At 63.1% G+C, this 25136-nt stretch carries 21 protein-coding genes; 16 read left to right on the top strand and 5 right to left on the bottom strand.

Going from position 1 to position 25136, the window contains the following annotated elements; translation table 11 throughout:
• Window positions 1-2: 2 nt before the first annotated feature.
• The 13 genes from I2488_RS10960 to I2488_RS10900 all read left to right on the top strand — a co-directional run bounded on the left by I2488_RS10960 (window position 3) and on the right by I2488_RS10900 (window position 14470).
• Window positions 3-2210 (top strand): TonB-dependent receptor, encoded by a 2208-nt coding sequence (locus I2488_RS10960; protein ID WP_196275835.1) that lies wholly within the window; start codon window positions 3-5, stop codon window positions 2208-2210.
• 43 nt (window positions 2211-2253) lie between these two features.
• A complete protein-coding gene (locus I2488_RS10955; RefSeq protein ID WP_196275834.1) occupies window positions 2254-3657 on the top strand; it encodes an aldehyde dehydrogenase family protein in 1404 nt (467 codons plus the stop codon).
• Window positions 3654-5285: an AMP-binding protein gene (locus I2488_RS10950; protein ID WP_196275833.1), complete on the top strand. Its 1632-nt coding sequence runs from the start codon at window positions 3654-3656 to the stop codon at window positions 5283-5285. The genes I2488_RS10955 and I2488_RS10950 overlap by 4 nt, the downstream gene beginning before the upstream one ends.
• 588 nt (window positions 5286-5873) lie before the next feature.
• Window positions 5874-6431 (top strand): hypothetical protein, encoded by a 558-nt coding sequence (locus I2488_RS10945; protein ID WP_196275832.1) that lies wholly within the window; start codon window positions 5874-5876, stop codon window positions 6429-6431.
• 74 nt (window positions 6432-6505) lie between these two features.
• The gene (locus tag I2488_RS10940; protein ID WP_196275831.1) at window positions 6506-7123 is read left to right on the top strand and encodes a hypothetical protein; all 618 of its coding nucleotides are present in this window, start codon (window positions 6506-6508) and stop codon (window positions 7121-7123) included.
• Window positions 7124-7151: 28 nt separating this feature from the next.
• Entirely contained in the window at window positions 7152-7673 is a 522-nt protein-coding gene (locus tag I2488_RS10935) for a hypothetical protein (RefSeq protein WP_196275830.1), read from the top strand.
• A gap of 39 nt (window positions 7674-7712) precedes the next feature.
• Complete coding sequence (locus tag I2488_RS10930; protein WP_196275829.1) at window positions 7713-8303, top strand: hypothetical protein; 591 nt, start codon at window positions 7713-7715, stop codon at window positions 8301-8303.
• 3 nt (window positions 8304-8306) lie between these two features.
• Window positions 8307-8870, top strand: a complete 564-nt coding sequence (locus I2488_RS10925; RefSeq protein ID WP_196275828.1) for a hypothetical protein — start codon at window positions 8307-8309, stop codon at window positions 8868-8870.
• A 3-nt stretch (window positions 8871-8873) separates the two neighbouring features.
• A complete protein-coding gene (locus tag I2488_RS10920) occupies window positions 8874-9482 on the top strand; it encodes a hypothetical protein (protein ID WP_214652334.1) in 609 nt (202 codons plus the stop codon).
• Entirely contained in the window at window positions 9482-10051 is a 570-nt protein-coding gene (locus I2488_RS10915; protein WP_196275826.1) for a hypothetical protein, read from the top strand. The genes I2488_RS10920 and I2488_RS10915 overlap by 1 nt, the downstream gene beginning before the upstream one ends.
• Window positions 10052-10081: 30 nt before the next feature.
• On the top strand, window positions 10082-10831 hold the full coding sequence (locus I2488_RS10910; protein WP_343071048.1) for a fimbria/pilus periplasmic chaperone: 750 nt from the start codon (window positions 10082-10084) through the stop codon (window positions 10829-10831).
• A 25-nt stretch (window positions 10832-10856) separates the two neighbouring features.
• Window positions 10857-13400, top strand: coding sequence for a fimbria/pilus outer membrane usher protein (locus tag I2488_RS10905; RefSeq protein WP_196275825.1), 2544 nt, complete (start codon window positions 10857-10859; stop codon window positions 13398-13400).
• Window positions 13397-14470: a hypothetical protein gene (locus tag I2488_RS10900; protein ID WP_196275824.1), complete on the top strand. Its 1074-nt coding sequence runs from the start codon at window positions 13397-13399 to the stop codon at window positions 14468-14470. Before I2488_RS10905 ends, I2488_RS10900 begins: the two co-directional genes overlap by 4 nt.
• 3 nt (window positions 14471-14473) lie before the next feature.
• Here I2488_RS10900 and I2488_RS10895 read toward each other — a convergent pair whose 3' ends face one another.
• The gene (locus I2488_RS10895) at window positions 14474-14887 is read right to left on the bottom strand and encodes a hypothetical protein (protein ID WP_196275823.1); all 414 of its coding nucleotides are present in this window, start codon (window positions 14885-14887) and stop codon (window positions 14474-14476) included.
• A 273-nt stretch (window positions 14888-15160) separates the two neighbouring features.
• Here I2488_RS10895 and ku point away from each other — a divergent pair, with 273 nt between their 5' ends.
• On the top strand, window positions 15161-16015 hold the full coding sequence (gene ku / locus I2488_RS10890) for a non-homologous end joining protein Ku (RefSeq protein WP_196275822.1): 855 nt from the start codon (window positions 15161-15163) through the stop codon (window positions 16013-16015).
• A 3-nt stretch (window positions 16016-16018) separates the two neighbouring features.
• The gene (ligD, locus tag I2488_RS10885; protein ID WP_196275821.1) at window positions 16019-18556 is read left to right on the top strand and encodes a DNA ligase D; all 2538 of its coding nucleotides are present in this window, start codon (window positions 16019-16021) and stop codon (window positions 18554-18556) included.
• A 71-nt stretch (window positions 18557-18627) separates the two neighbouring features.
• Here ligD and fumC read toward each other — a convergent pair whose 3' ends face one another.
• Genes fumC through I2488_RS10870 form a run of 3 tightly spaced genes read right to left on the bottom strand, consistent with a single transcriptional unit; the run spans window position 18628 to window position 20621 of the window.
• The gene (gene fumC, locus I2488_RS10880; RefSeq protein WP_196275820.1) at window positions 18628-20004 is read right to left on the bottom strand and encodes a class II fumarate hydratase; all 1377 of its coding nucleotides are present in this window, start codon (window positions 20002-20004) and stop codon (window positions 18628-18630) included.
• Window positions 20005-20016: 12 nt separating this feature from the next.
• Window positions 20017-20427: a low affinity iron permease family protein gene (locus I2488_RS10875; RefSeq protein ID WP_196275819.1), complete on the bottom strand. Its 411-nt coding sequence runs from the start codon at window positions 20425-20427 to the stop codon at window positions 20017-20019.
• A gap of 5 nt (window positions 20428-20432) precedes the next feature.
• A complete protein-coding gene (locus tag I2488_RS10870; RefSeq protein ID WP_196275818.1) occupies window positions 20433-20621 on the bottom strand; it encodes a DUF3008 family protein in 189 nt (62 codons plus the stop codon).
• A 123-nt stretch (window positions 20622-20744) separates the two neighbouring features.
• Here I2488_RS10870 and I2488_RS10865 point away from each other — a divergent pair, with 123 nt between their 5' ends.
• On the top strand, window positions 20745-22307 hold the full coding sequence (locus I2488_RS10865; protein ID WP_196275817.1) for a tetratricopeptide repeat-containing sulfotransferase family protein: 1563 nt from the start codon (window positions 20745-20747) through the stop codon (window positions 22305-22307).
• Window positions 22308-22482: 175 nt separating this feature from the next.
• Here the strand turns inward: I2488_RS10865 and I2488_RS10860 are convergent, their stop codons facing one another.
• The gene (locus I2488_RS10860) at window positions 22483-24936 is read right to left on the bottom strand and encodes a TonB-dependent receptor (protein WP_196275816.1); all 2454 of its coding nucleotides are present in this window, start codon (window positions 24934-24936) and stop codon (window positions 22483-22485) included.
• Window positions 24937-25136: the final 200 nt, after the last annotated feature.

Raw genomic sequence — 25136 nt, 5'->3', positions numbered from 1 at the left:
CTATGAGGGAACGTCTTTTTCGCGGGATCGCGCTGGCTGGGGTAGCCGCAACGTCCATCTTCATCGCCACACCGGCCTTTGCGCAGGAATCGCAGGCCGAGACCGCAGTGCCCGAGGGCGAGATTGTGGTCACCGCCACCAAGCGCGCGGAAAGCCTGCAGTCGATTCCGATCTCGGTCTCCGCCATCGGTGGTGATACGCTTTCGAAGTCGCGCGTGGTCAATGTCGACAGCCTGGTGACAAAGGTCGCCAACCTGCAGCTGACTTCCATCGTGGGCGACAACACGCCGATCTTTTCGCTGCGTGGCGTCTCGATGTCGGACTACAGCCTCAACCAGGCGAGCCCGGTCGCAACCTATTACGACGAAGTCTACAAGGGCAACTTCGCTTTCCTCGGGGTTGCCATGTACGACCTTGAGCGCGTGGAAGTGCTGCGCGGACCGCAGGGCACGCTCTACGGCAAGAACACCACCGGCGGCGCAGTCAATATCATCGCCAACAATGCCAAACTCGGCGAGACCAGCGGCTACTTCAACGCGGGCTATGGCAACTACAATCGGGTTGATCTGAACGGCGCGGTCAACGTGCCGCTGGGCGACAAGGCAGCGCTGCGCGTCGCCGGGACTTATGCCAAGGCCGATGGCTGGTTCAAGAACGTGGTTCCCGGCAAGCCCGATCTTGCCTCGACCGACGAATACGCAATCCGCGCGACCCTGAACGTCGAGGCGACCGAAGGCGTACGGTTTGTCCTGCGAGCTTCGACCAGCTTTCAGAACCCGCAGAACTACGGGATCTATGCGCAGCCGGAGGCAGCAAACCGGCCTGGCCTCGGCAAGCGCGAGATCGCCTCGAACATCGACACCAAGCGCCGCGCGCGAACCTATTCGGTGGCTCTGACCAGCACTTTCGACGTTTCCGATGCGCTGACCGTCACCAGCATCACCGCATGGGACAAGGGCAGCCTGTTCTTCTACGAGGACACCGACGGCACCGCGAGCCAGCTGCTCGAAATCCCCTATAACGACCGCGCCACCCAGTTCGCACAGGACCTGCGCCTGACCAGCGACTTCGGCGGGCCGTTCGACTTTATCCTCGGCGGCTACTTCCACCGCGAGAAGGTGTTCAACGAAACCGCGTTCGAGATCGGCAAGGACATCGATTCCGATGGCGTGCCGGGCATCACTGCCAACGACTGCGCCGTGGGCCTGCCGTTCGCCTGCCTGTTCCGCAACCGGTTTGACCAGCTCAAGAAGAGCTACGCGATCTATTCGGACGTGAAGTACGAGCTGTCCGACGCGGTGACCATGCGCGGCGGCTTGCGCTACACGCACGATACCGGCCTGCAGAGCGGGTTCCGGTCGGACGCGCTGGGCGTTGACAACTCGCTGATCGTCAACCTGATCCCGCTGTCGTCGCTGCGCTATTCGCAGGACAACGTCTCGGGCAAGATCGGCTTCGATTACAAGCTGGCCGATGGCAACCTGCTCTACGCCAGCGTCAGCCGCGGCTATCGTGCGCCGAGCTTCAATGCGCAGGCCTTCTTCGATCCATCCGAGCTGTCGATCGCGAAGCCCGAGCAGGTGACGTCCTATGAAGTGGGCGCCAAGACGCAGTTCGCCGATCGAAAGGTGACGCTCAACGTTGCCGGCTTCTATTACGACTATCGCAACCAGCAGTTCATCAACGTCGATCCGACAACGGCGGCGCAGACCCTGCTGAACATTCCGAAGTCGCGCATTTACGGTGGCGAGGCCGAGCTGACCATCCGTGCCAGCGACCGCCTGACCATCCACAGCGGCATGGGCGTCCTGGCCACCAAGATCCAGCGCGGCAGCGTCAGCGGCGTGAACGTGGCGGGCAATCGCCTCTCGAACGCGCCCACCTTCACCTTCAACGCAACCGTAGACCTCACTCTGGTCGATGGCGACATGGGCAAGATCTCGTTGCACCCGGACATTGCCTACCAGTCGAGCCAGTTCTTCGAAGTGCTCAACGTGCCCCGGCTGCGCCAGTCTTCCTATGCTCTGGTGGGCGGGCACATCGACTGGGAAAGCGCGGACGGTCGCTTCAATGCCTCGATCTGGGGCAAGAACCTGACCGACAAGTTCTACTTCACCTCGCGCGTGGATCTGCTGGCGGGCTTCGGCTTCGATTACAACCACATCGGCAATCCGCGCATGTACGGCGTGACAGTGGGCGCGAAGTTCTGACACAACTTGCACAAGGCCGCAGCAAAGCGGCCGGGAGAGGACCATGGCTGAATACAAGCTGCTGATCGGCGGCAACCTCGTCGCTGGCGACATGACGAAGGATGTGATCAACCCGGCAACCGGGGAGCCGTTCTGCACGGTTCCCCGCGCCTCCGCCGCGCAGGCCGATGCCGCCATCGCCGCGGCAAAGGCAGCCGTGCCGGGCTGGTCCGCCGTTTCCTGGCCCGAAAGGCAGGCCAAGCTGATCGCGCTTGCCGATGCCATCGCCGCGCGAAAGGACGATCTCGCCCGCGCGCTGACGATGGAGCAGGGCAAGCCCTTGGCCGAGGCCATGGGCGAACTCGGCATGACCGACGCCTATCTGCGCCACTACGCCACGCTCGAACTGCCCGATCGCGTGATTCAGGACGACGCGAGCGGCTACATCGCGGTCAAGCACCGTCCCTTGGGCGTGGTCGTGGGCATCATCGCGTGGAACTTCCCGCTGCTGGTGGCGTGCTGGAAGATCGGCCCGGCGGTCCTCGCCGGCAACGCCATCGTGCTGAAGCCCGCGCCGACGACGCCGGTCTGCGCGCTGATCCTCGGCGAAATCTGCCGCGAGGTTTTCCCGGCAGGCGTGGTCAACATCATCACCGACGCCAACGACCTCGGGCCGCACCTTACGGCGCACCCGGATGTCGCCAAGGTCGGTTTCACCGGTTCGACCGCTACGGGCAAGCGCATTGCCGCCAGCGGTGCAGACACGCTCAAGCGCGTCACGCTGGAACTCGGCGGCAATGATCCGGCTATCGTGCTGGAGGATGTCGATGTGCGCGAAACCGCACAGGCCATTTTCGGCAATGCCTTCTTCAACAACGGGCAGGTCTGCCTCGCGGTGAAGCGCGCTTACGTCCACGCCGACATCTATGACGCAATGTGCGGCGAACTGGCGCGCCTCGCCGAGGCGGCGGTGGTCGATGATGGCCTGCAGCAGGGCACGCAGATCGGCCCGATCCAGAACGCGATGCAGTTCGAGAAGGTCAAGGGCTTCCTTGAGGCAGCCCGGGCCGACGGCACGATTGTTGCCGGTGGCGAGGTGATGGAGCGCGCGGGATACTTCATCCGCCCGACCATCGTTCGCGACGTGACCGACGGCGACAAGATCGTCGACGAGGAGCAGTTCGGCCCGATCCTGCCGATCATCAAGTTCGAAGATGTCGAGGACGTGATCGCGCGCGCCAACTCCAGCGATTATGGCTTGGGCGGTTCGGTCTGGTCGAAGGACGTCGGCCGTGCGGCTGACATCGCCTCGCGCATCGAGAGCGGGCAGGTCTGGGTCAACCAGCACATCGCCATCGGCCCGCACATTCCGATGGCCGGCTTCAAGTCCAGTGGCCTCGGCGTGGAGCAATCGGTTGAAGGCCTCGCCGAATACACGCAGACCCAGGTGGTGAACATCAAGCGATGACGCAGCTTTCCTATGCCAAGGGCGCGACTGACGAGCCGCTTCTGGAAAAGACCATCGGGCAGGCATTGCACGATGCCGCCCGTGAATGGGGTGGGGACCTTGCTCTGGTCTCCCGCCACCAGGGCATCCGCTGGACATGGGCCGAACTCGATCACGAGGTTGACCGCGTTGCCACCGGCCTGCTTGATCGAGGGGTGGCAAAGGGTGACCGGGTCGGCATATGGGCGCCCAACTGCGCCGAATGGACAGTGCTGCAGTTCGCCACCGCGCGGATCGGTGCGATCCTCGTCACCATCAATCCTGCTTACCGGACCAGCGAGGTCGAGTATGCGCTCAACAAGGTCGGCTGCACTTTCCTAGTCAGCGCAGCAAGCTTCAAGTCGAGCGACTACGTGGCCATGCTGCGCGAGCTGGGGCAGGAGAAGCTGCCCATGCTGCGCGGAATCGTTGTTCTCGGTGCGAAGCAGCACGACGGTTTCGAGCCGTGGGAGTCCCTGCGTGCGGATCCGGACATGGAGCGGATCGAGGCTGTTGCGGCAACGCTGCATCAGAACGATGCCATCAACATCCAGTTCACCAGTGGCACGACGGGTTTCCCCAAGGGGGCGACGCTTACCCATCGCAACATTCTCAATAACGGCCATTTCACGGCGCGCACGATCAAGCTCGGGCATAGGGATCGCATCTGCATTCCGGTGCCGCTCTATCACTGCTTCGGCATGGTCCTGGGCAACCTCGCATCGCTCACCAGCGGTGCCGCGATGGTCTATCCGGGAGAAGCCTATGATCCGAAGCTGGCACTTGAGGCGGTTCAGGCCGAAGGATGCACAGCGCTCTACGGCGTGCCGACGATGTTCATCACGATCCTCGCGCAGCCGGACCTTGACGATTACGACGTCAGCACTCTGCGTACCGGCATCATGGCCGGATCGCCGTGCCCGGTGACGACGATGCGGCAGGTCATGGACCGCCTCAACATGGGCGAGGTGACGATCGGCTACGGCATGACCGAGACGAGTCCTCTGACGACACAGACCGCCACTGACGACCCCATTGAGGAGCGTGTCGGGACGGTAGGCCGGGTGCACCCGCACGCCGAGGCCAAGATCGTGGGCCTGGATGGCGAGCCGCTGCCGATCGGCCAGCAAGGCGAATACTGCTCGCGCGGCTATGCCGTCATGCTGGGGTACTGGGACGATACGGCCAAGACCGCCGAGGCCATAGATGCGGATGGCTGGATGCATTCCGGCGATCTCGCGACGATGGATGAAAACGGCTATGTCCGCATCACCGGTCGCATCAAGGACATGATCATCCGCGGCGGCGAGAACATCTATCCGCGCGAGATCGAGGAGTTCCTGCTGACTCATCCGGCCATTCAGGACGCACAAGTCTTCGGGGTTTCGGACGAGAAGTTCGGCGAGGAAGTCTGCGCCTGGGTAATCGCGCGGGGAGGTGAGGCGCTCGGCCCAGAAGATGTTCTCGCCCACTGCAAGGGGCGCATCGCGCACTACAAGGTGCCGCGCCATGTACGCATCGTCGAGGCCTTCGCCATGACCGTGACCGGTAAGGCGCAGAAATTCGAGATGCGCAAGATGATGGAAGCGGAGCTGGCAAGTTCGGGGTGATCGTCTCGCGAATCACCTCGTATTGCCTCAGTAACGAACTGCCCTGACCGTATAGGGACGACCGTAATCGACTGCACGCCGTTAACTATAACCGGCAGTCGGGCAATGCGCTGCCAAGTCAGCTCGATCCCGCTGGAGGCAAATCTGCGGCAGCTGACCAGGTTGAAACGCCCATAGATTCCACGGACATGGATGGTTAAATGCCAAGGTCGTTGCCGGCCACGTCTTGCGCAATTTCAAGCATTTACCATAACCGTAAATCCTCCAGATGCGATGCACTTGGGGGAAGTTTGCTCGGATTTGCACCCATCGTGAGTCACGCATGTAAGCAGTGATGCGTAAAAGGTTACGCAGAAGTTAACCAATTCAGACGCTTCACTGCTGACGTTCATTCACTGAAGCTCGGCTTCGATGATCCGCATTGCGCTTCTCGCAATTCCGGAGCCGAACAACTGTGCCCTGCCAATGGGTGTGAAAGAGCGGAAGCCGCGCCTGCGTCGTCGTTGTCGGATGGCAACTAGGGGTAGTGGCATGGTCTCGAGCGTGACAAAATTGGGAGTGACGGCGCTGCTGGGGTTATACCCCGCGGTGGCCCACGCCCAATCCACCATCGCCGGGCCAACGGCCTATGTGGGCGGGAGTCCGGTCTCGCTGACATTGCCGGTCACTGCATCGGTTGGTGGACGGTGCGGCTTTGCCACCGGTGGCGCGCCCAGCGGGGCGTTCGATGCCGGACAGATTGACCAGGCGGGCTGGTCGAACCAGTTTCCCTTCGTGCTTAACTGCAACGGTGCAGCACGCGTTGCCGTAGTTTCGACCAATGGCGGCCTGCGATCAGCGGTGCAGCCGGGCGAGACCGGTTACGTCGGAATCGCGCCCTACACGGTAAGCCTCAATCTGGTCGGAGCGGGTGGTGCGAACGCCTCGGCGCAATGTTCGGTGGCTACCCTTGTCGCTACGGCTTCATCGCCGTGTACCTTTCTTGGGCCGGCCACGCAGAGCCGCGGCCTGCGCATCGCGCCGAGCTCCCAGAATCTTGCCGGTGCCTATCTGCAAGTCAGCGCTCCTGCCTATCCCGGGCCAGGAGTCCTCGTCCAGGGCAGCTATTCCGACACGCTGACCGTCACCGTGTCGGCTGCGCTGTGATCTGTCCTGCGTTCCCACCTGCCGGGAGCAACCGCTCCTGCCCTCTCCAATCACATATCGAAAGGCCGATTGCCATGAAGTCCAGACTTCCGATCATCGCCGGGGCCGCGCTTTTCGCGATCGCGCTTGCGTCCGCATCCGCACCGGCGCTCGCCCAGACAGTGACTGGCACGGTCAACCTGACGGGCAACGTGCAAGGCCGTTGCTCGGTGGTGTCAGCGGGCGGGGCGGCATCCTCCAGCTTTACCGGGACTATCGCACTCGGGACGCTGGATGAAGCGGACGGTACTCTGGCTCCGGGTTTTGAAACGAGTGCGAGCGCCTCGCCGAACGGCACGTCGGTCACTTCGCGCGTGGTCTGCACGTCGGCGAGCGTGGCTTTGGCCATAGCGGCTGACAGTCTCGCCAACGGAACGCGCGGTACGGCGCCGGCCAGCGGCTACTCTAACGAGATCGATTATACCGCAGAGATGCAGGTCGCGCTGGCTTCCGGTGGAAACAGCGCGGTGACATTCAGCACTGCCACCGGCGCTACCTCCAGCAGTTCCGCAAACGTCGGACGTCTTGCCGCATCGGGCAACAACGTCACCGTCAAGGCTTACGGCTTCGCCACCAAAGGCAGCTCGAGCAACCTCCTCGTTGCCGGAAGCTATGCATCAACCATCACCGTCAACATTCAGCCGGCCGCTTGATTGGCGCCCGAATTCCAGGAGAAATGACATGCGTACCCTTCTCGTTCTCGCATCTGCTGCAGTGGTCGCAGCAGCATCGCCAGCGTTCGCGCAAAGCGTTACCGGCACTGTCAATGTCACCGGTTCGGTGGCGGCAAAGTGCAAGTTCGTCACCGCGTCGGCCGATCTGCCGCTCGGCGAACTGGCAAACAGCGATGGCGGTCTCGATACCGCCAAGGTGAACAGCCAGAGCGCGACGCTCAACGGCTGGTGCAACAACTCCGCTGCGACGCTTTCGGTCAAAGCAACTGCGCTCACCGGCAGCCAGGCCGTAACCGGCGGGGCTGAAACCGCCTTCACCAACCGCGTCGACTACACCGCTTCGGTGTCGGCCAACTCGGCATCGTTCAGCGATGCAAGCACGGACGATCTCGCCAGCGCCGATGCGACGGTCAACATGTTCTCGGGCGATGTCGTGGTCACGCTGGGCTCGTCGAGCGCTGCCAGCAAGAAGCTCGTCGCTGGCGATTACACCGGCAAGGTCGAGGTGATCCTCACGCCTGCGGTCTGATCTTTCCGCAAACACCATAGTTCACCCAGGAGCACGATGATGAAATCCGGTCTGCTCAAGTCCATGCTCACCTCCCTCCCGCTCGTCGGCATGGCAAGCCCGGCATTGGCCCAAGGAGCGGTTTCCGATACCGCAACCGGCCAGGTCGCGGTTTCCGGATCGGTTGCGCGTCTGTGCATCCTGGGTGAACCGTCGCGCGCAGTGATCGATCTCGGCCAGATGGTGCAGACCTCCGGGCCAAACGTCGGGCGTATCGCCGCCTTGGCGACCGAGACGTTGTCCCTGCCCGGCAGCTTCTGTAATTTCGCGGGCTCGGCTGTCGGGGTCACTGCCAGTGCGCTGGTCGGCAATTCCACTGCCACGCCGCCGCCGGGCTTCGCACGCGCGGTCAACTACGTCGCCACCGCGAGCGGCTGGGGAAGCAGCGGAACAGTCGTTTCCACTGATGCCTCCAGCGACGGTTCTTCACCCGATGCTTCTGCCATCGGCTCGGCCCAGGCTGCGCCCAAGCTGGGCGATATCGACCTCTCGCTCTCCGCTTTCTCGACTCCCGGCAACGGGTTGCTGGTCGCCGGAAACTACAGCGGTCTGGTCACCGTCACCCTCGGTCCCGTGCCGGTTTCGGAGTAAGCGATGATGACCAAGTCCGTTCTGGCAGCCATCGGCGCTGCTCTGTTACTTTCGCTTCCGGGTATCGCCCAAGCGCAATCTGAATCGGATTCGAAGTCCTTCGCGGTCATCGGCACCGTGCCCGCCATCTGTGTCGGCGGCACTGTATCCGAGGCGGGGGGCGTGTTCGATCTTGGAGTGCTGGTCGATACCGCCACCGGCTTTCTCCGTACCGACCTGTCTGCACCGGCGCAGGTGCTGTCAGGCAGCTTCTGCTCGTCTCGCAGCGCAATCGCCATTTCGGCGACGCCGATCACCGCGCAGACCTTTACCTCAACCCCTCCCACGGGCTTCTCCCGCAGCGTCGATTTTTCCGCTTCTGCCTCCGGTTGGACCGAGTCTCCCGCTCGGTTCGGCACGGCCGCTGCCTCCAACCCGGCGGCAGTGCAGCAACGCGCCACGCCTTTCACGGGGCCAATCACGATCGGCATCGACAGCTTCGCGACCAACGGGGGTGGGGCTCTTCGCCTCGTCGCGGACACATCCTATCGCGGCACCGTTACCGTAACGCTGACGCCGGAGAGCTGAGCCATGTCAGGCCGCTCACTCCGCGCAAGCTCCCGGCTCGCGATTTCGACCATGCTTTGCCTCTGGGCTGGGCACGCCGCAGCGCAGCAGGCACCGGCAGTGCGTGCGTTGGCGGTAACCGGGGTGACGCCGCAAGTCTGCACCTTGGCAGCAGGAGACCTGCAGGCTGGGCAGCTGGTCAATTTCAACGGAGTTTCCGGCGATACCCTGCAGGTCACGCAGTTGCTTGACCAGCAGACCTTGGCGGCGAGGCCAGCCAGTGCAACGATCTCCTTCTCGGCGGTGTGCAATTATCCCCACCAGATCCGATTGGAGTCCGAGAACAATGGCCTCTGGCCTACCGATGGACGGCAGGCAAGCGACGCTCCGGATTTTGCGACTGCCCTTCCTTACGGTGCCAGCCTTAGCTGGGGTAACGCATCGGGCCAGCTTCAAACCGACGCGCGGGTTCGTGGCACGCGCGCGCAGCGCATCGACGTGAACGAGGCAACTGCCGGAACCGTCACGCTGCGTCTGGCCATTCTAGCCGGAGCTTCAAACAACGGTGTGAACGCACCGGTGCTTGCTGGCGTCTATGGCGACACGCTGCGCATCACGCTGGAGCCACGCTGATGCGCAAGTGTGCAATCATCGCGCTGTTGTCCCTTGCGGCCACCGCCCAGGCACAAGAATTTGACCGTGCAACCCGTCGCCTCGAACTCAATGCAACGGCGCAATCGGCCTGCGTTCTCCGCGCACCCCGCGCACGGGCGGTCGCCAATGCGACCTTCCAGACCTCTGGCGACGGCAATGTGCGCGTGGGTCTCACCCGGTTGGTGGATCCTGACACGGCGGTGCCGCGGGCAACGAGCTTCGAGCTGGCTATCCCTGCAACATGCAATGCAAGCCATCGTGTAACCGTCACCTCCGGCAAAGGTGGCTTGGGCCGGATCGGCGCTGCCACGGGGCAGGGGGGCGCGCAGACCCAAGGCTTCGCAGAGTTTCTGCCCTACGCAGTGCGGCTTGATTGGGCGGGCGCCGGGATCGAGCAAGCCAGCAATGCGGGCACCTTGGGCCTGTCCATACCGAACGGCGCCATGGGCGATCTTGCGCTTGCCATCACCACACCAGGCGGGGGGACGCCCCTCGTCGCGGGTGACTACGACGACACCATCGTCATCCAGCTGCAGCCGACTGACTGATCACGCGCCTTCGGGCAGGGAGAATGCTTCGTGAAATACACAGGTAGCTTGGTCACTGCGGCGGTCGCTTTGGCACTCATGCCGGTTGCGCCGGTTCGCGCCATGACGGTGCAGCCTGTCGTGATCGACCTCAAGACTTCGGGCCGCGAAATGTCGCAGGTCGTGACCGTCGAGAACACCTTCGCCAACCCCCTGCCGGTGGAACTTACCGTACAAGAACTGCGGCTGACGGAGACGGGCGTTGCGCCGACAGGGCAGGATCCCGGAGACCTTCTGGTATTCCCGCCACAGGCCCTGATCGAGCCCGGCCAGACCCAGTCCTTCCGCGTGCAGTATGTCGGCGATCCGGCCCTTGCTGGCAGCAAGCACTACTACATCACCGTGGCGCAACTTCCGGTGAAGCTGCCGGAAGGCCAGTCGGCGATACAGATTCTTTACAACTTCCAGGTCCTTGCAAGCGTTGCCCCGGCTGGCGCCAAGCCGAAGCTGGAAATCCAAGGCGCCGAGATCGGCAAGGATGCAGCTGGCAAGCCCGTTGCGGTGCTTACCGTCGGCAACGCTGCTGCAGTCCATGGCTATCTCAGTGCCAGCAAGCTGCGTCTCGTTGAAAAGGACCGCAGCGGCAAGGAGCAGTTCCGCCGCACGCTTTCGGGGCCGGAAATCCAGCAAACCATCGGCTTTGGTCTGGTCGGCGGCAACCAGACGCGCAAGGTGACTGTCCCGGTCGAGCTGCCTTTGGCTGATGGCATGATCGAAGCCACGATCGGCCCGGAGGGTTGAGGCGATGCACGGCCGATCACGTTGCATGCTGGCCATCGGGGCCACCCTGTTCTTCGCAGGCCGGGCTCCCACGGCTCAGGCCGAAGCAATCGATGTTCCTCAAGGTGGCAATGACAAAGGCAGTGCGCCCATACCGGCGGCAAACCTTGCCTCTGCCAGCTTGAGCGCCAGTGCCGACCGGCAGCTTCCCGCGCCGGCATTCCGGGCACAGAAGCTTAATCCCACCGGGCGTGCCGTCGTGCTTACGGTTCCGGCCAAGGATGGCGGCAGCTACCTTGGCGATTTGCCGGTGCAGATCGATGTGGATGACCGGCTGACGTTCCCGGCCGCTCGGGTGATCCAGATCCTTTCGGAGCTGCTCGCGCCGGACGTTCTGGAAAGCCTGCGAACCAGCTTCGGCGCCAAGGTGCAGGTCAGTGCCGAGGACCTTGCTCCTGTCGGCATCGGCGTCGACTACGATCCGCGCACTCTGGAGCTTCGCTTCAGCATCCCGACGGAACGCAGGGCCTCGCGCGCAGTCTCTGTCTCGGCACTGGATCGATCGCGCCTTGGCGAACTGATGAAGCCCGCAAACTTCAGTGCCTACGTCAATCTGCGCGGGTCGATGGATCTGGTGGAGGACGGATTCGATCAGGGCCTGCGTCAGCCGGTCATGTTGCTTGATGGGGCAGTGAGGCTTGGACCGGTCGTCGCGGAAAGTGATGCGATCTGGCAGCCCGGCGCGCTGGGCGGTGACTTTCAGCGCCTTGGCAGCCGGCTGGTCTTTGACGAGACGAAGCACCTGTTGCGCGTTTCTGCCGGTGATCTTGAAACGCAGGCGCGTGGTTTCCAGTCCGCTCCGGACATCGCCGGTATCTCTATCTTCCGCTCCTACAGCGTGTTGAATCCGCAGCAGGTGGTGCGTCCCCGGGGGGATCGCGCCTTCCGGCTGGATCGTGCCTCGACGGTCGAAGTGGTCGTCAACGGTCAGCAGGTCCGCCGGCTTCAGCTTGCGCCCGGCAACTACAACCTGAGGGACTTCCCGTTCACCCAAGGTGGCAACGACATCCGCCTGAACATTCTTGACGATACCGGCCGGACCGAGGTGGTCCAGTTCAATCTGTTCGTGGACCAGACTCAGCTTGCCAAGGGGCTGAGCGAGTTCGGACTCTATGCCGGGGTCAAGGCGCCGCTTGGTCTGCGCGGTCCACGCTACAGTGATGACTGGATTGCCTCCGGTTACTATCGCCGGGGGATCAGCGATGCGATCACGCTCGGCGTCAATTTCCAGGCCGATGCCGACAGCCGCATGGGCGGAGTCGAAGCGGTAATCGGCACGCCCATCGGTACGATCGGCACCAATGTCTCGTTCAGCAAGGTCGACGGTCTTGGGTCCGGTCATGCGTTCAACGCGACTTTCCAGCGACTGATCCAGCGCCCGAATGGCTTGGGCGATACTTTCAATCTCTTCCTTGAGCGGCGCAGCCGGCGCTTTGCTCCGGTATCGTTCTTCCTCGCCGACAATCCCTATAAGTACGAACTTGGCGGGGGCTACACCCATGCATTCAGTGCCAGCCTGTTCGGCGGCTTTGATGCGCGTTTCTCCAAGGGGCGCGGTGGGCGGCCGGACGTTCATAACTATCGCATGAGCGCGGGCTGGCGCTTCTCCGACCGCGCCACGCTCAATGCCGAAGCCCGGTATCAGGAAGATTCCCTCGGCAGGGAGTTCAGCGGCTTCCTTTCGCTGATCGTCCGGCTTGGGCGCTATTCAACCGTGCGTTCCGAGTTCGATACGCGCGACAATCGCTTCCGCTCATCGTACCAGACCCTCAGCGGCAGCGGCGTTGGCAGCTACAATGTCACTGCCGACGTCGAGCGGTCAGACAATGGCGCTGGCGTCTCGGTCAACGCAAACTACTTCGCCAACCGGGCCGAGCTCGGTTTCAGTCACTTCGGCACTTACACCCGCGGTTTCGGCGACAGCCAGAACCAGCGCAGCACGTTCCGGCTCGGCACCTCGCTCGCGCTTGCAGATGGTGCCGTTTCGGTCGGCCGCCCGATCTTTGACAGCTTCGCCATTGTCCGGCCGCACCGCAGCCTCGGCAAGGCGGATGTCATGGTCGATGCAACAACCTTTGGCCGGGCAGCCAATACCGGCGCCCTCCGCAGTGCTACAATGCCGAGCCTGCCCTCCTATTCGGAGCGCACGGTCGCGCTTGACGTGAAGAACGCCGCACCGGGCACGGACATCGGCCAGGGCACCTTCCGCGTGTTCCCGGCCTATCGCAGCGGATACGTTGTAACCGTCGGGTCCGATTATAACGTGACAGCATTGGGTGTGATGATCGACGTCGATGGCCAGCCGGTATCGCTCGTCAGCGGCACCGCCACGGAAGTGGCCCACCCGGATCGCCCGGCACGGACGGTCTTCACCAACCGCCAGGGTCGCTTTGGTGCCACCGGCCTCGCACCCGGAAAATGGCGGATCGAGATGCTGGACGCCGCCCGCTCGACGTTCGAGATCGAGATACCACGCGATGCGACAGGCGTGGTCCAGCTTGGCAACATCAAGTCGAAGGAAAGCAGATGAGCCTCCTGCCAACGGTCTTGTCCCGCGCGCTTTTCGCGCTCGCCGCTGGCGCCAGCCTCTCGCTTGCAACCGGCGCGCAGGCAGCAACGTGCGGAATTGTGGGGTCGGCGACGGCAACTTCGGTGACCTACGATCCTTTCGAGACGACCGGCTTCACCACCAACGTCACGTTGTCACTTGCTCGCGTAAACGGTGCCGGGGGGCAGAAGACCGATATCGTCAACTTCTACCTGAAAGGCCGGGATGCGGACTCGGTGGGAACGACAGTTACGCCGACCTCCGCCGTTGTCGCCGGAAGTGTCGAAGGGATCGGCCTCGATATCTTCTACGATTACAACGAGGCTACGCCTGCGGTATCACCGACGTCGGTCTCGCCATCGTCGGCCGCGCGTTTCCTCAAGGTCAACTTCACCGGCAACAATCGCGATTCCGATACGGTTGTCGTCAACTTCACGGTCACGTTGCCGCGAAATCTCAATGCCACCGCCGCAAGCGAGCTGCCCTTCGACGCCTGGTTCGGCTGCAGCACCACCGGGGGCGGATCGCCGACGCAACAGACGGGGACGCTGGCCAACGCCATCCGCATGCCGATCAACATCGTCAGCGCCCTTCGTGCCAGCTTCGTCGGCACCTCGCTCGACTTCGGCGAGCTGGCGCAAGTCGCCAACGCTCAGGCATCGACCGTGAAGACCTCGGCCTCGAACTATGTCCGGGTGCAGAGCTCCGGACCCTATCAGGTGTCTCTGGGCGTGATGGCGGGTGACGGTCAGCCCTACACGCTCACGCCGAATGGAGCTTCCACGACGGACAGCACGCAGCAGATCCGCTATTCGGTCCGTTTCCTCGGTCAGACCCGCTCTCCCACGGCAACGACGGCGATAACGCAGACATGTGCAAGAGCGGGCGTGGGCGACGCAGTCGAGGATCGGCTGCCAGTGCAAGGTACCTTGATCGACGGCGGGTCGACCAAGGCCATTTCCCCGAACTACATCGAGAACCTCGTCGTCACCATCTCGCCCCTCGTTGCAGGCACGGCTGCGCCCACAGACTGCGGCAGCATCCCGCTTTGACCGTTATCGCGGTTCGATGCGGAAGCGGATGGAGCCGGCGACCTTGTCGCTTCCGGAAACCGCGATGGTGCGGGCAGTCGATGCGGCGTGGGACACGTCGCTGATCACCACTTCGCCCGAACCGTCCAGAGCGATCGGTTGTCCATCAACCACCAATTGCCCCGCCGAGAGCTGCTTCGAGTAGCTGGCAACAACGCGATATCCGGCGCCGTTGTTGCAGAACTCGCGCAGCACGCTTCGGTTGCCATTTGCGCTCATCATTGCGCTTGCGCTGTCGTCTACCGACACCCGACAGACCAGCGGGACCTGACCGGTAATCGTGATCGACGCCGTGCCCTGCGAAGCTTGGACCGAGCCCGCTGCACCAAGGAACCCGATTACCATCAACGCGGCGAGGGTTGTTCTGCCAGAAACCATCTTGCAACCTCCATTAAGATGAAAGGAGATTGCACCGGACCTGCCGAAGTTGGCGTTCCTCTTCCTGGTTAACGAATTGCGCCCAAAGCTTAGGAATGGGCCGATTTCGGCGTTTTATCTCCGTGCAAGCCCTTAGGTTGATTGCGGATCCTGTCGCAAAAGAGTGAATCCTGCCCTTTGACCTCTTCGGGAACCGCAGTCGCGCTTCGCGCATAGATTGGGCGAAGCTGCCGCACTTGCGCTGGCCAGCACCCGTCTGAAAGGCAAGCCGCCATGGCCGCCCGCGCATTCTGGCAGGGGCAGTTGCGCCTCGCTCTCGTTTCGATTCCGGTGGAGGTTTACCCGGCCACGCGCAGCGGTGCCGCGATCAGCTTTCACCAGATCCATGAACCCAGCGGCAAGCGCATCCGCTACGAGAAGGTCGCGCCCGGCGTCGGTCCGGTAGACCGCGAAGAGATCGTCAAAGGCTATGAGGTCTCACGCGGAAACTACGTTCTGCTCGATGACGAGGAGATCGAATCCGTCCGGATCGAGAGCCGCAAGACGCTCGAACTGGTACAGTTCGTCGGCAACGACGAAATCGATGTGCTCTACTACGAGAAGCCGTATTTCGTGGTGCCTGCCGACGATCTGGCGGAGGACGCCTACATTGTCTTGCGCGAAGCCCTGCGGAAGACCCGCACGGTAGGGCTGGGCCAACTCTCGGTGCGCGGGCGCGAGCAACTGGTCTCGCTCAAACCCTGCGGCCGTGGCCTGATCATGGAAGTCCTGCGCTACGCCGACGAGGTGCAGCGCGCGCAGAACTGGTTTCGCGATATCCCTGCGCGCGATGCCGATCCGGAACTCCTGGACCTCGCCGCCAGCCTGATCGAGAAGAAGACGGCGAAGTTCACGCCTGACAAGTTCCACGACCGTTATGTCGATGCGCTCCACGCGCTGATCGACAAGAAGGTCAAGGCCAAGGGCGAGCGCATCATCGAAGACCCGGATGCAGACGTGGCGCCCAAGGGGGGCAACGTCATCGATCTCATGGCCGCGCTCAAACAATCGCTTGGTACTGACGAGGACGATGAGGAAGGTCGCCCGCGCAAGCGCGCGGCGTCATCGTCGCGGCGGAAGAGAGCCTGACCCATGGCTGCCCGCGACCCACTCGAGGCTTACAACGCCAAGCGCGACTTCGCACGCACCGCCGAACCTGCCGGCAAGCGTGCTTCGAGCAAGGGCGGCAACCTGTTCATCGTGCAGAAGCACGATGCCACGCGGCTCCATTGGGATTTCCGCATCGAAGTGGACGGCGTGATGAAAAGCTGGGCAGTCACGCGCGGGCCAAGCCCCGATCCCGAAGACAAGCGCCTCGCCGTGCAGACTGAGGACCACCCGCTCAGTTACGCCGAGTTCGAAGGCACCATTCCTGAAGGCGAATACGGCGGCGGCACGGTCATGCTTTGGGATCGCGGCACATGGGCTCCGGTGGAAGGCAAGAGCGCTAAGGACCTCGAGGAAGGCCACCTCCATTTCCGCCTTGATGGCGAGCGGATGAAGGGTGAGTGGCTGCTGATCCGCCTCAAGCGTCGAGGCAACGAGAAGCGCGACAACTGGTTGCTGCGCAAGATCGACGATGCCTTTGCCGACGAGGGCGATGTCCTGGTGGAACGCGCGCTGACCAGCGTGCTCACCGGCCGTACCATGGCCGAGATCGCCGCCGACAAGCGGGGCAGCCATTCGCTGAAGGGCAAGAAAGGGGCTGATTTTGCGGAGGAAATGAAGGCCGCAAGCAGTCACAACGCCAGGGTCAGCAAGGCCAAGGTGGCAAAGACCGGGGCAAAGCGGAAGAAGAGCAATGCGGCGCTCCCCACCTTCCAGCCGGTGCAACTCGCCACCTTGGTCGACAGCGTGCCGGAAGGCCGCCAATGGCTCCACGAAATCAAGTTCGATGGCTACCGCGCGCTCGTTGCGGCCAAGGGCAATGAGGTGCGGGTGTTCACGCGCAGCGGGCTCGATTGGTCGGAAAAGTTCGAGCCGCTGATCCGCCACTTCGCCGCACTCGATCTCCCGGCGTGCATGATCGACGGAGAGATCACCGCCTCGGACGACAAAGGCAATCCCGATTTCTCGCGCCTGCAAGCCGTGCTGAAGCGCGGCCACGGCGAACAAGGCGAAGGCGACGCGCTGTCATTCCACGCCTTCGACCTGCTCGAGCTTGATGGCGAGGACCTGAAGTCGCTGCCCAATGTCGAGCGCAAGCAACGCCTTGCGGGGCTGCTCGCCGATGCGCAGCCACCGATCCACGTGGCCGATCACATCATAGGCGGCGGTGAAAAGCTGCTCGCGGCCATGTGCAGCGCGGGGCAGGAGGGCATCATCGCCAAGCGCGCCGATGCCGCCTATCTGCCCAAGCGCACGCAGAACTGGCTCAAGGTCAAATGCATCCTCCGGCAGGAGTTCGTGATCGTCGGCATGACGAAGTCGAGCACCCGCCGTCGCCCCTTTGCTTCGCTGCTGCTGGCCCAGCGCGAGGGCGACGAACTGGTCTACAAGGGCAAGGTCGGCACGGGTTTTGATGAGGATCTGCTCGAAGATCTTGCGGCCCGGTTCGCGCCGTTGAAGCGCAAGGAGCGTGCGCTCGAAGTGCCGAGAACGGAGGCGCGCGGCGCAACCTGGCTGGAGCCCGAACTCGTCGCCGAAATCGCCTTTGCCGAATTCACCGGCGAGGGCAGGGTGCGCCATGCCAGCTTCGTCGGCTTGCGCGAGGACAAGGAGGCCAGCGATGTGACACCGGAAAAGCCTGTCCATCTCGAACCACCCGAAGAGGTCGTCCCGATCAGCAACCGAACCCGGGTGATCTTTCCGGAAAGCGGGCAGACCAAGGGCAATTTGGCCGATTATTACACCGCGCTTGCCCCGGCGATGCTGCCATTCCTCGCCAACCGTCCGGTCAGCCTCGTGCGCTGTCCGCAGGGGCGCGCCAAGCACTGCTTCTTCCAGAAGCACGACAGTGGCTCATTCGGAGACCATGTCCACCACGTGCCGATCCGCGAGAAGGACGGCAATGCGGAGGACTATCTCTATGTCGCCGACGCAGCCGGAATCCTCACGTGCGTGCAGATGGGCACGATCGAGTTCCACGGCTGGTGCGCCAAGGCGGACGATGTCGAAGCGCCCGATCGCATGGTCATCGATCTCGATCCGGACGAGGGCCTCGACTTTGCCGACGTGAAACGCGCCGCGAAGGACATCCGCTCGCGCCTGTCCGATCTCGGGCTGGTCAGCTTCGCCATGCTCTCGGGCGGGAAGGGCGTCCACATCGTACTGCCCTTGCGTCGAGATCACTCCTGGGAAGCCCATGCAAGCTTTGCGGAGCGCTTTGCGAAGGCGCTCGGAATGGCCGACCCCGAGCACTACGTGGCCAACATGAGCAAGGCCAAGCGCAAAGGGCGCATCTTCATCGACTGGCTCCGCAACCAGCGCGGCAGCACGGCAGTAATGCCCTACTCGGCGCGAGCGAGAGCCAATGCGCCAGTCGCCGCGCCGATTGATTGGGACGAACTCGACGACTTCGAAAATGCTCATCCGTTCACGATTGGCGATGCAGCGGCATTGCTAAAACGCAGCGAAAGCAAGCTTCTGAGGGGCTGGGGCATGGCGGAGCAATCTTTGCCCGATGTCTAGGAGCCTAACGCCCGCCGAAAATCACCGTCACCCCGGACTTGATCCGGGGTCCCGCTTCATTGTCGCCGACCTCAAACCATCTCCTCCGGCCTGATCAGCCGATCAAACGTCGCTTCATCCACCAACCCCAGCGCCAATGCGGCCTGCCGCAAGGTCAGTTCATGCTCGTGCGCATGCTTGGCGATCCTGGCGGCGTTGTCGTAGCCGATCTCGGGCGCGAGCGCGGTCACCAGCATCAGCGAGCGCTCGACCAGTTCGGCAATTCGGCGACGGTTTGGCTCGATCCCTTCGACGCAACGCTTTGCGAAACTCTCCATGCCGACCGCGAGCAAGTGCATTGAGCGCAAGACGGCAGCGCCGATCATCGGCTTGAAAACATTGAGCTCCAGATGCCCCTGCATTCCGCCGACAATCACCGCCTGATGATTGCCGATGACCTGCGCGCAGACCATCGTCAGCATCTCGGCTTGGGTCGGGTTGACCTTGCCCGGCATGATCGAACTGCCCGGCTCGTTGGCCGGAAGCTCGAGTTCGCCAAGGCCGGAGCGGGGGCCTGAGCCAAGCAGGCGCACGTCATTCGCAATCTTGGTCAGCGCCACCGCCAGCGTCGCAAGCGTCGCAGAGAGTTGCACCAGAGCGTCGTTCGAGCCGAGCGCCTCGAACTTGTTGGGGGCGGTGGTGAAGGGCCTGCCGGTGAGTTCTGCGATCTGCGCAGCCATGTCCTCGGCAAAACCTTCGGGAGCGTTGAGGCCAGTGCCGACCGCAGTGCCACCTTGGGCGAGGCGCAGAACATGAAGTTCGGCATGGCGCAGGTGGTCGTATGCACTGCGAAGCTGCTGGGCATAACCGGAAAACTCTTGCCCGAGCGTCAGCGGCGTGGCGTCCTGCAGGTGAGTGCGGCCGATCTTTACCACGTCTTTCCAGGCAATTGCACAGCCCGACAGCGCGCCGGACAGCTTGTCGAGAGCTGGGATCACCTCGCGGTTCAGGGCCTCTACCGCCGCTACATGCAGCGCGGTCGGGAAGGTGTCGTTGGAGGACTGGCCCATGTTGACGTGGTCATTGGGATGAACCGGGCTCTTGCCCCCGCGCTGGCCGGTCAGCATCTCGTTGGCGCGGCCGGCAATCACCTCGTTGGCGTTCATGTTGGTCTGCGTGCCGCTGCCGGTCTGCCAGATGACCAGTGGGAATTGGTCGTCGAGTTTGCCCGAGGCAACTTCGGCGGCGGCCTTCTCGATAATGTCGGCCAGTTCCGGATCTAGGCCGTGCCTGCGGTTCACCAGTGCGGCGGCCTGCTTGATCACGCCGAGCCCGCGAATGATGCCGATGGGCATCCTCTCCGTTGAATCAAAAGGAAAGTTCTCGATGCTCCGCTGCGTCTGCGCGCCCCAGTAGGCCTCGGCAGGCACGCGCACTTCGCCCAGGCTGTCGCTTTCGATCCGCTGCATTGGCCACTCCGCTCAGGTGCGGTCGAGCAGGTGCTCCACCGTTTCGTCGGTTGTAGCCTGCTTGTCGGCGCTTGCACCAACTTCGCGTTCGAGCGCGGCGCGCAGGCGGCAGATTTCGTCGTCGGTCAGGTGCTCGATCCCGACGAAGCCCTCGCGGGCCTTGTCGACCGCCCGGATCAGTTCGTCGAGCTTCGCCTGCATGGCAGCAGCATCGCGGTTCTGGCTGTTTTGTATGAGAAAAACCATCAGGAAGGTGATGATCGTGGTGCCGGTGTTGACCACCAGCTGCCAGGTGTCGCTCCACTGGAACAGCGGGCCGCTCAGGCCCCAGCCGATGATGATGGCCAGCGCGACGATGAAGGTGGCGGGGCGTCCGGCCAGCCCCGAGACCTTGTTGGCGATGGCGGTGAAGGTCTGCTCCACCAGCGTCAGTCCTTGCTGACGTGTTCGGGCTTGCCCTTGCGGCTGGTCGCAGCGAGTTCCTCCAACTCCTTCTCGCTCATGGATTTTTCCATGGAGCGCGAGGCACCCTTGAGCTTCTTCCTGGGCGTTTCGCCCCGCTTTGCCGAGAGCGCCGCTCCGGCGGCTTTCTGTTGGGCGGCTGATTTCGCTGGCATTCTCGGTCTCCGGAATTGTTCCCGACCTGAACGTTCGGGCAGTTCCGCCGTTCCGGACCTATTCCGCGGCCCTGCGTCAATTTGCGTAGCGCGTGGCTTGGTGGGGGCCGCTAGGCTGGCACAATGACGGTGGGCGGAGACTTGCGCGAACTCCTTGTTTCGGGGAGATTTTCCGAAGCACTGGCAGCGGCCGGAGCGGCCCTTTCGGCGAATCCGTCGGACGTCGAGGCCGGGTTCGTGGCCGCAGTTGCCCTTGCCGAGAGCGGACGGGTGGGCGATGCTGCGAAGGCAATCGGCGCCGTCCTCAGAGCTGATCCGACCAATGCGGAGTATCTTGCTCAACAAGCAAGGATTTTGCTGCTCGGTCGGCGTGATGAGGAGGCGCTGGCGGCGGCGCGAGCGGCCTCTGCTGCCGGAAGCGAAGACCCGCTGGTGCTTGATACCATCGGCTGCGTCTTTGCCCGCCTCGGCGCGCATGAGGAAGCGCTCCCGCTGTTTGAACGGGCAGTCGATGGTGCGCCGGAAGCCATTGAATTCAGGTTCAATCTTGCCAGCACTCTGGGCTTCTTCGGTCGTGTCGATGAAGCCGCCGCCGCTTACGAGGCCATCCTTGTGCGCGAGCCTGCGCATGGACGGGCGCACCTCGGGCTGGCCGGATTGCGGCGCAAGCCTGCACCGGGTGACATTGCGCGCCTGGAAACAGCTCTTTCAGGGGAAATCGAGCCTGTTGAAGAGGTTAGGCTGCGCTATGCCCTTTTCCAACTCTACGAGGCAGAAGGGCAACTCTCCGAGGCCGCGGGGCAACTCTCCCTAGGCAACGCGAGGCACAGGGCCAACTTGGGCTACCAGTTAGAGAGCGACGAGGCGGTCTTCGAATCCATCCGTCGGACTTTCGCCCGGGATCTGCCATTGGTCTCCGACAGCCGCATCGAGGACGCTCCGATCTTCGTTGTCGGACTTCCGCGAACCGGGACCACGCTGGTCGACCGCATCCTGTCATCGCATGCCGAAGTTACGTCGGCCGGCGAGTTGCAGGCGATGCCGCTGGCGGTGAAGCAACTGGCGGGTACCTCGTCGCGGCTTGTGCTCGATCCGGCGACGGTTGAGGCGAGCAGGGGCGTTTCGGCGCAGAAGCTGGGCGAGCTCTATCTTGCGCGGGCGCGGCAGAATGCCGGGGCGCAGCATGGGCGTTTTACCGACAAGTTCCCGCTCAACTTCCTCTACATCGGCTGGATCCTGCAGGCCTTCCCCCACGCCAGCGTGGTATGCCTGCGGCGCGGGGCGATGGACAGCGTGTGGAGCAACTACAAGCACCTGTTCGCGACCGGATCGCCCTATTACCGATGGTCTTACGATCTGATGGACACGGCGCGTTACGTCCTGCTGTTTCAGCGCCTCATGGCCTTCTGGCGCCAGCGCTTTCCAGGGCGAATCCATGAGGTTACCTATGAGTGGCTGGTGGCCGATCAGGAGACCGAGACGCGCAAGCTGCTGAGCCATTGCGGGCTGGCATGGGACCCGGCCTGCCTGGACTTCCACAGGAACGAGGCTGCAGTATCGACGCCGAGCGCGCAGCAGGTGCGCCAGCCGATCAACGCGCGTTCCGTCGGGCGGTGGCGCGACCATGAGCAGCACCTTGGCGAGGTTATGGAATTTTTCGCTGCGAATGGGATTCCGTTGGACTGATCTTCCATTGCGTTAGAAGCCCGCCCCACTGCGGCTAATTCGCCTGCGTTTCAGCAAGTCTCGCTCCCCTCCCGCTTGCGGGAGGGGCGAAAAAAAGGCCGCCAGTCTTGCGACGGGCGGCCCAGTCTTCGCAGGAAGGGGTGTGCCGGTCCGACTGCGCGGACCGGCGAAATCTTCAGAAGTGCAGGAAGTACTCGATACCAACCTTGCGCGGGGCGATGACCGCGTTGCTGTAGTAGCGCGAGACGATCCCGTCGTTGATGATGCGGCGGGACAGGTCTTCGCCGACCGAGGACACCGCGAACTTGTTGAAGAGGTTGTCGGCGTAGATCCGCACCTCGTACTTGTCGCGGCGGTAGCCGATCGAGGCGCGGGCGAGCAGGTAGTCCGGAATAACCTCGCCACCGGCGCGCGCACCGATCTTCGAGAGCACTTCGCCCTGATAGGTCGCGGTGAAGTTGGTCGAGATAACCGCATCCGATCCGACGTTGGCATCGTAGGTCACGCCGAGACTGCCGGTGTGGCGTGCGGTGCCGGGAAGGCGATCCCCCGCAAGCACGTTGACCCGGATGTTCTTGGGACGTGCGCTCAGGTTCTGGTTGCGGATCGTCAGCAGACCGATGACGTCCTGGGTCAGCTTCGCATCGTTGTAGGAGTAGCTGCCGGTAACGGTCAGGCCGTCGATCGGCCTTGCCGTGAAGGTCGCCTCCAGCCCCTTCGAGACTGCCGAGCCGCCATTGGCGGTGATGCCGGCAATGCCGTACTGGGTCTGCGAGGCGAGCTGGATGCCGTTCCACTTGATGTGGTAGCCCGAGATGGTGGTCTGGAGCTTGCCGCCGAACAGCGTGGCGCGGACGCCGATTTCCTTGTTCTGCGTCTTGTCCGGCCCGTAGAACTGTTCGTTGGGCAGAGCGCAGGCGTTCTGGATGTCCTTAAGATCTGCTGGGCAGGGTGGCACGCTGTTCGGGCCGCCGATGCGATAGCCTTCGCTGTAGGTGGCATAGACCATCAGATCGGGCGTGATCTTGTAGGAAGTGTTGAACTTCCAGACCGTCCCGCTCTTGCCCGAGTCACCGCCTCCGGTATCGAAGCGCAGCACGGGCACCGGCTCGAGCAGGGGCAAGGTGATGCCACCGTTGGTCTTCGCATCGTAGTTGAAGTATCGGCCACCGGCGGTGACTTGCCATTTCGGCGTGATCTCGAAGGTGGCTTCGCCGAAGATCGCCTTTTCGATGACCTTGCTGTCGTTGAAGCTCGCGTACTCGATCGGCTCGGGATAGGCGGGCGAATAGGTGACCGGGCCGAAGTAGAATTCGGGCAGGCCCGGCGTGACTTCGCGGTAAGTGCCCTTGGTCTTGCGCTCGTTGTAGAAGCCGCCGATGACCCAGCTGAATGGCCCGCCGTGCGTGGAGACGAAGCGGACTTCCTGGTTGAACTGCTTGATATCGGTGGCCGAACGGGTGAAGCCCGAGAACTGCGGGAACAGTTCGTAGCCGTAGTCGAGGTCGAGCAGAAGGTCGGTGACGTCATTCGACGAGCGGATCTTCTGGTGCGAGTACGCGGTTGCCGATACCATCTGGGCAATGTCACCCAGCTCGATCTGGACTTCGCCGCTTACGAGGTGGACCTGACGCTTGGATGGTTCGAGATAGCGCCCGACGGCCTCGTACTTGCCGGTGCCGAACACGCCGGCGCCATTGACCTGACGGCCGTTGGTCGAAGTGTTTTGGTACGCATAGTTGATGTAGACGCCGATCGTTTCCGACGGGAACAGAGCCAGCGTGTTACGCGTGGTGAAGGTATGCTCGAAGTTGGCATCCTTGTAAGTGTAGAGGTTCGCGGCGATCTGTTCAGGCGTGCCGAGTGGTGCGGTGCGCGAGGTGGCGGGGCCGCCGGGCTGCGGCAGCGACACGCCAGGTTCCTTGAGCAGCGCGACGTAATCGATGAAGCCGGGGTCGTTGTAGTAGCCTACGGTCGAACGCAGCGCGATCTTGTCGGTCACGATCGGAATGTTGACCGTTGCATCGACCTGGAAGCCCGGATCATCGGCCTGCGCGACGTCATAGACGCGGCCGTGGAAGTCTGCCGTCCAGCGCGTCGGGTCCGGACGGTTGGGGATGTAGCGGATCGCGCCGGCGAGCGTGCCGACGCCGTAGAGCGTGCCCTGCGGCCCGAGCAGTGTTTCGACGCGGGCGATGTCGAGGAGCTTGAAGTCCTGATAGAGCGGCACTTCGCCGAGGTAGATGGCGACGGCGTTGTCGGAGTTCGCGCCGGTCACGCCGACGTCTGCCGCCGAGAGGCCACGTATCACGATGGAACCGGTCGAGCGGGGGCCGGTGTCGAGGATGGTCAGGCCCGGCGTGAAGGCGGCGAGGCCGCGCACATCGTCGATGCGCTTTTCGGTGAGGTCATCGCCGGAGACGGCGGTGATGTTGATCGGCACATCCTGAAGGGAGACGGCGCGGCGGGTGGCGGTGACAACGATGGTGCCGCCTTCTCCTTCGCCCTCGGGTGCAGCTTCTGCCGAAGTTTCGGCGGCCGGGGCTTCCTGGGCGACAGCAGGAAGGGCGGCGAGACCAGCAAGAGCGCTGGCCGAAAGGAGCGCTGCGCGCTTCAGGGAAAACGTCATGAAACCCTCACTTTGTTGTTTTGCTCTCGTGGCTTCAGTCACCCTCAAGGTCGGCAAGGCTTGACCCTCTGTGCCGAGGCCGTTGTGGCCACGCCGACGCTTTTCTCCCCGGCAATCGATCCGGAATGACCTGAAGCTAGACGGTTGGACCAAAGCGCCTATGGGTCATTTGACGTACTGCCGACGCGCTGGGTGAGCGT

The organism is Novosphingobium jiangmenense, assembly GCF_015694345.1.
In the GTDB taxonomy this organism is placed as follows: domain Bacteria; phylum Pseudomonadota; class Alphaproteobacteria; order Sphingomonadales; family Sphingomonadaceae; genus Novosphingobium; species Novosphingobium jiangmenense.
Note: the sequence above shows the minus strand (reverse complement) of the source record. Positions and strands in the feature narration are given on the sequence as shown.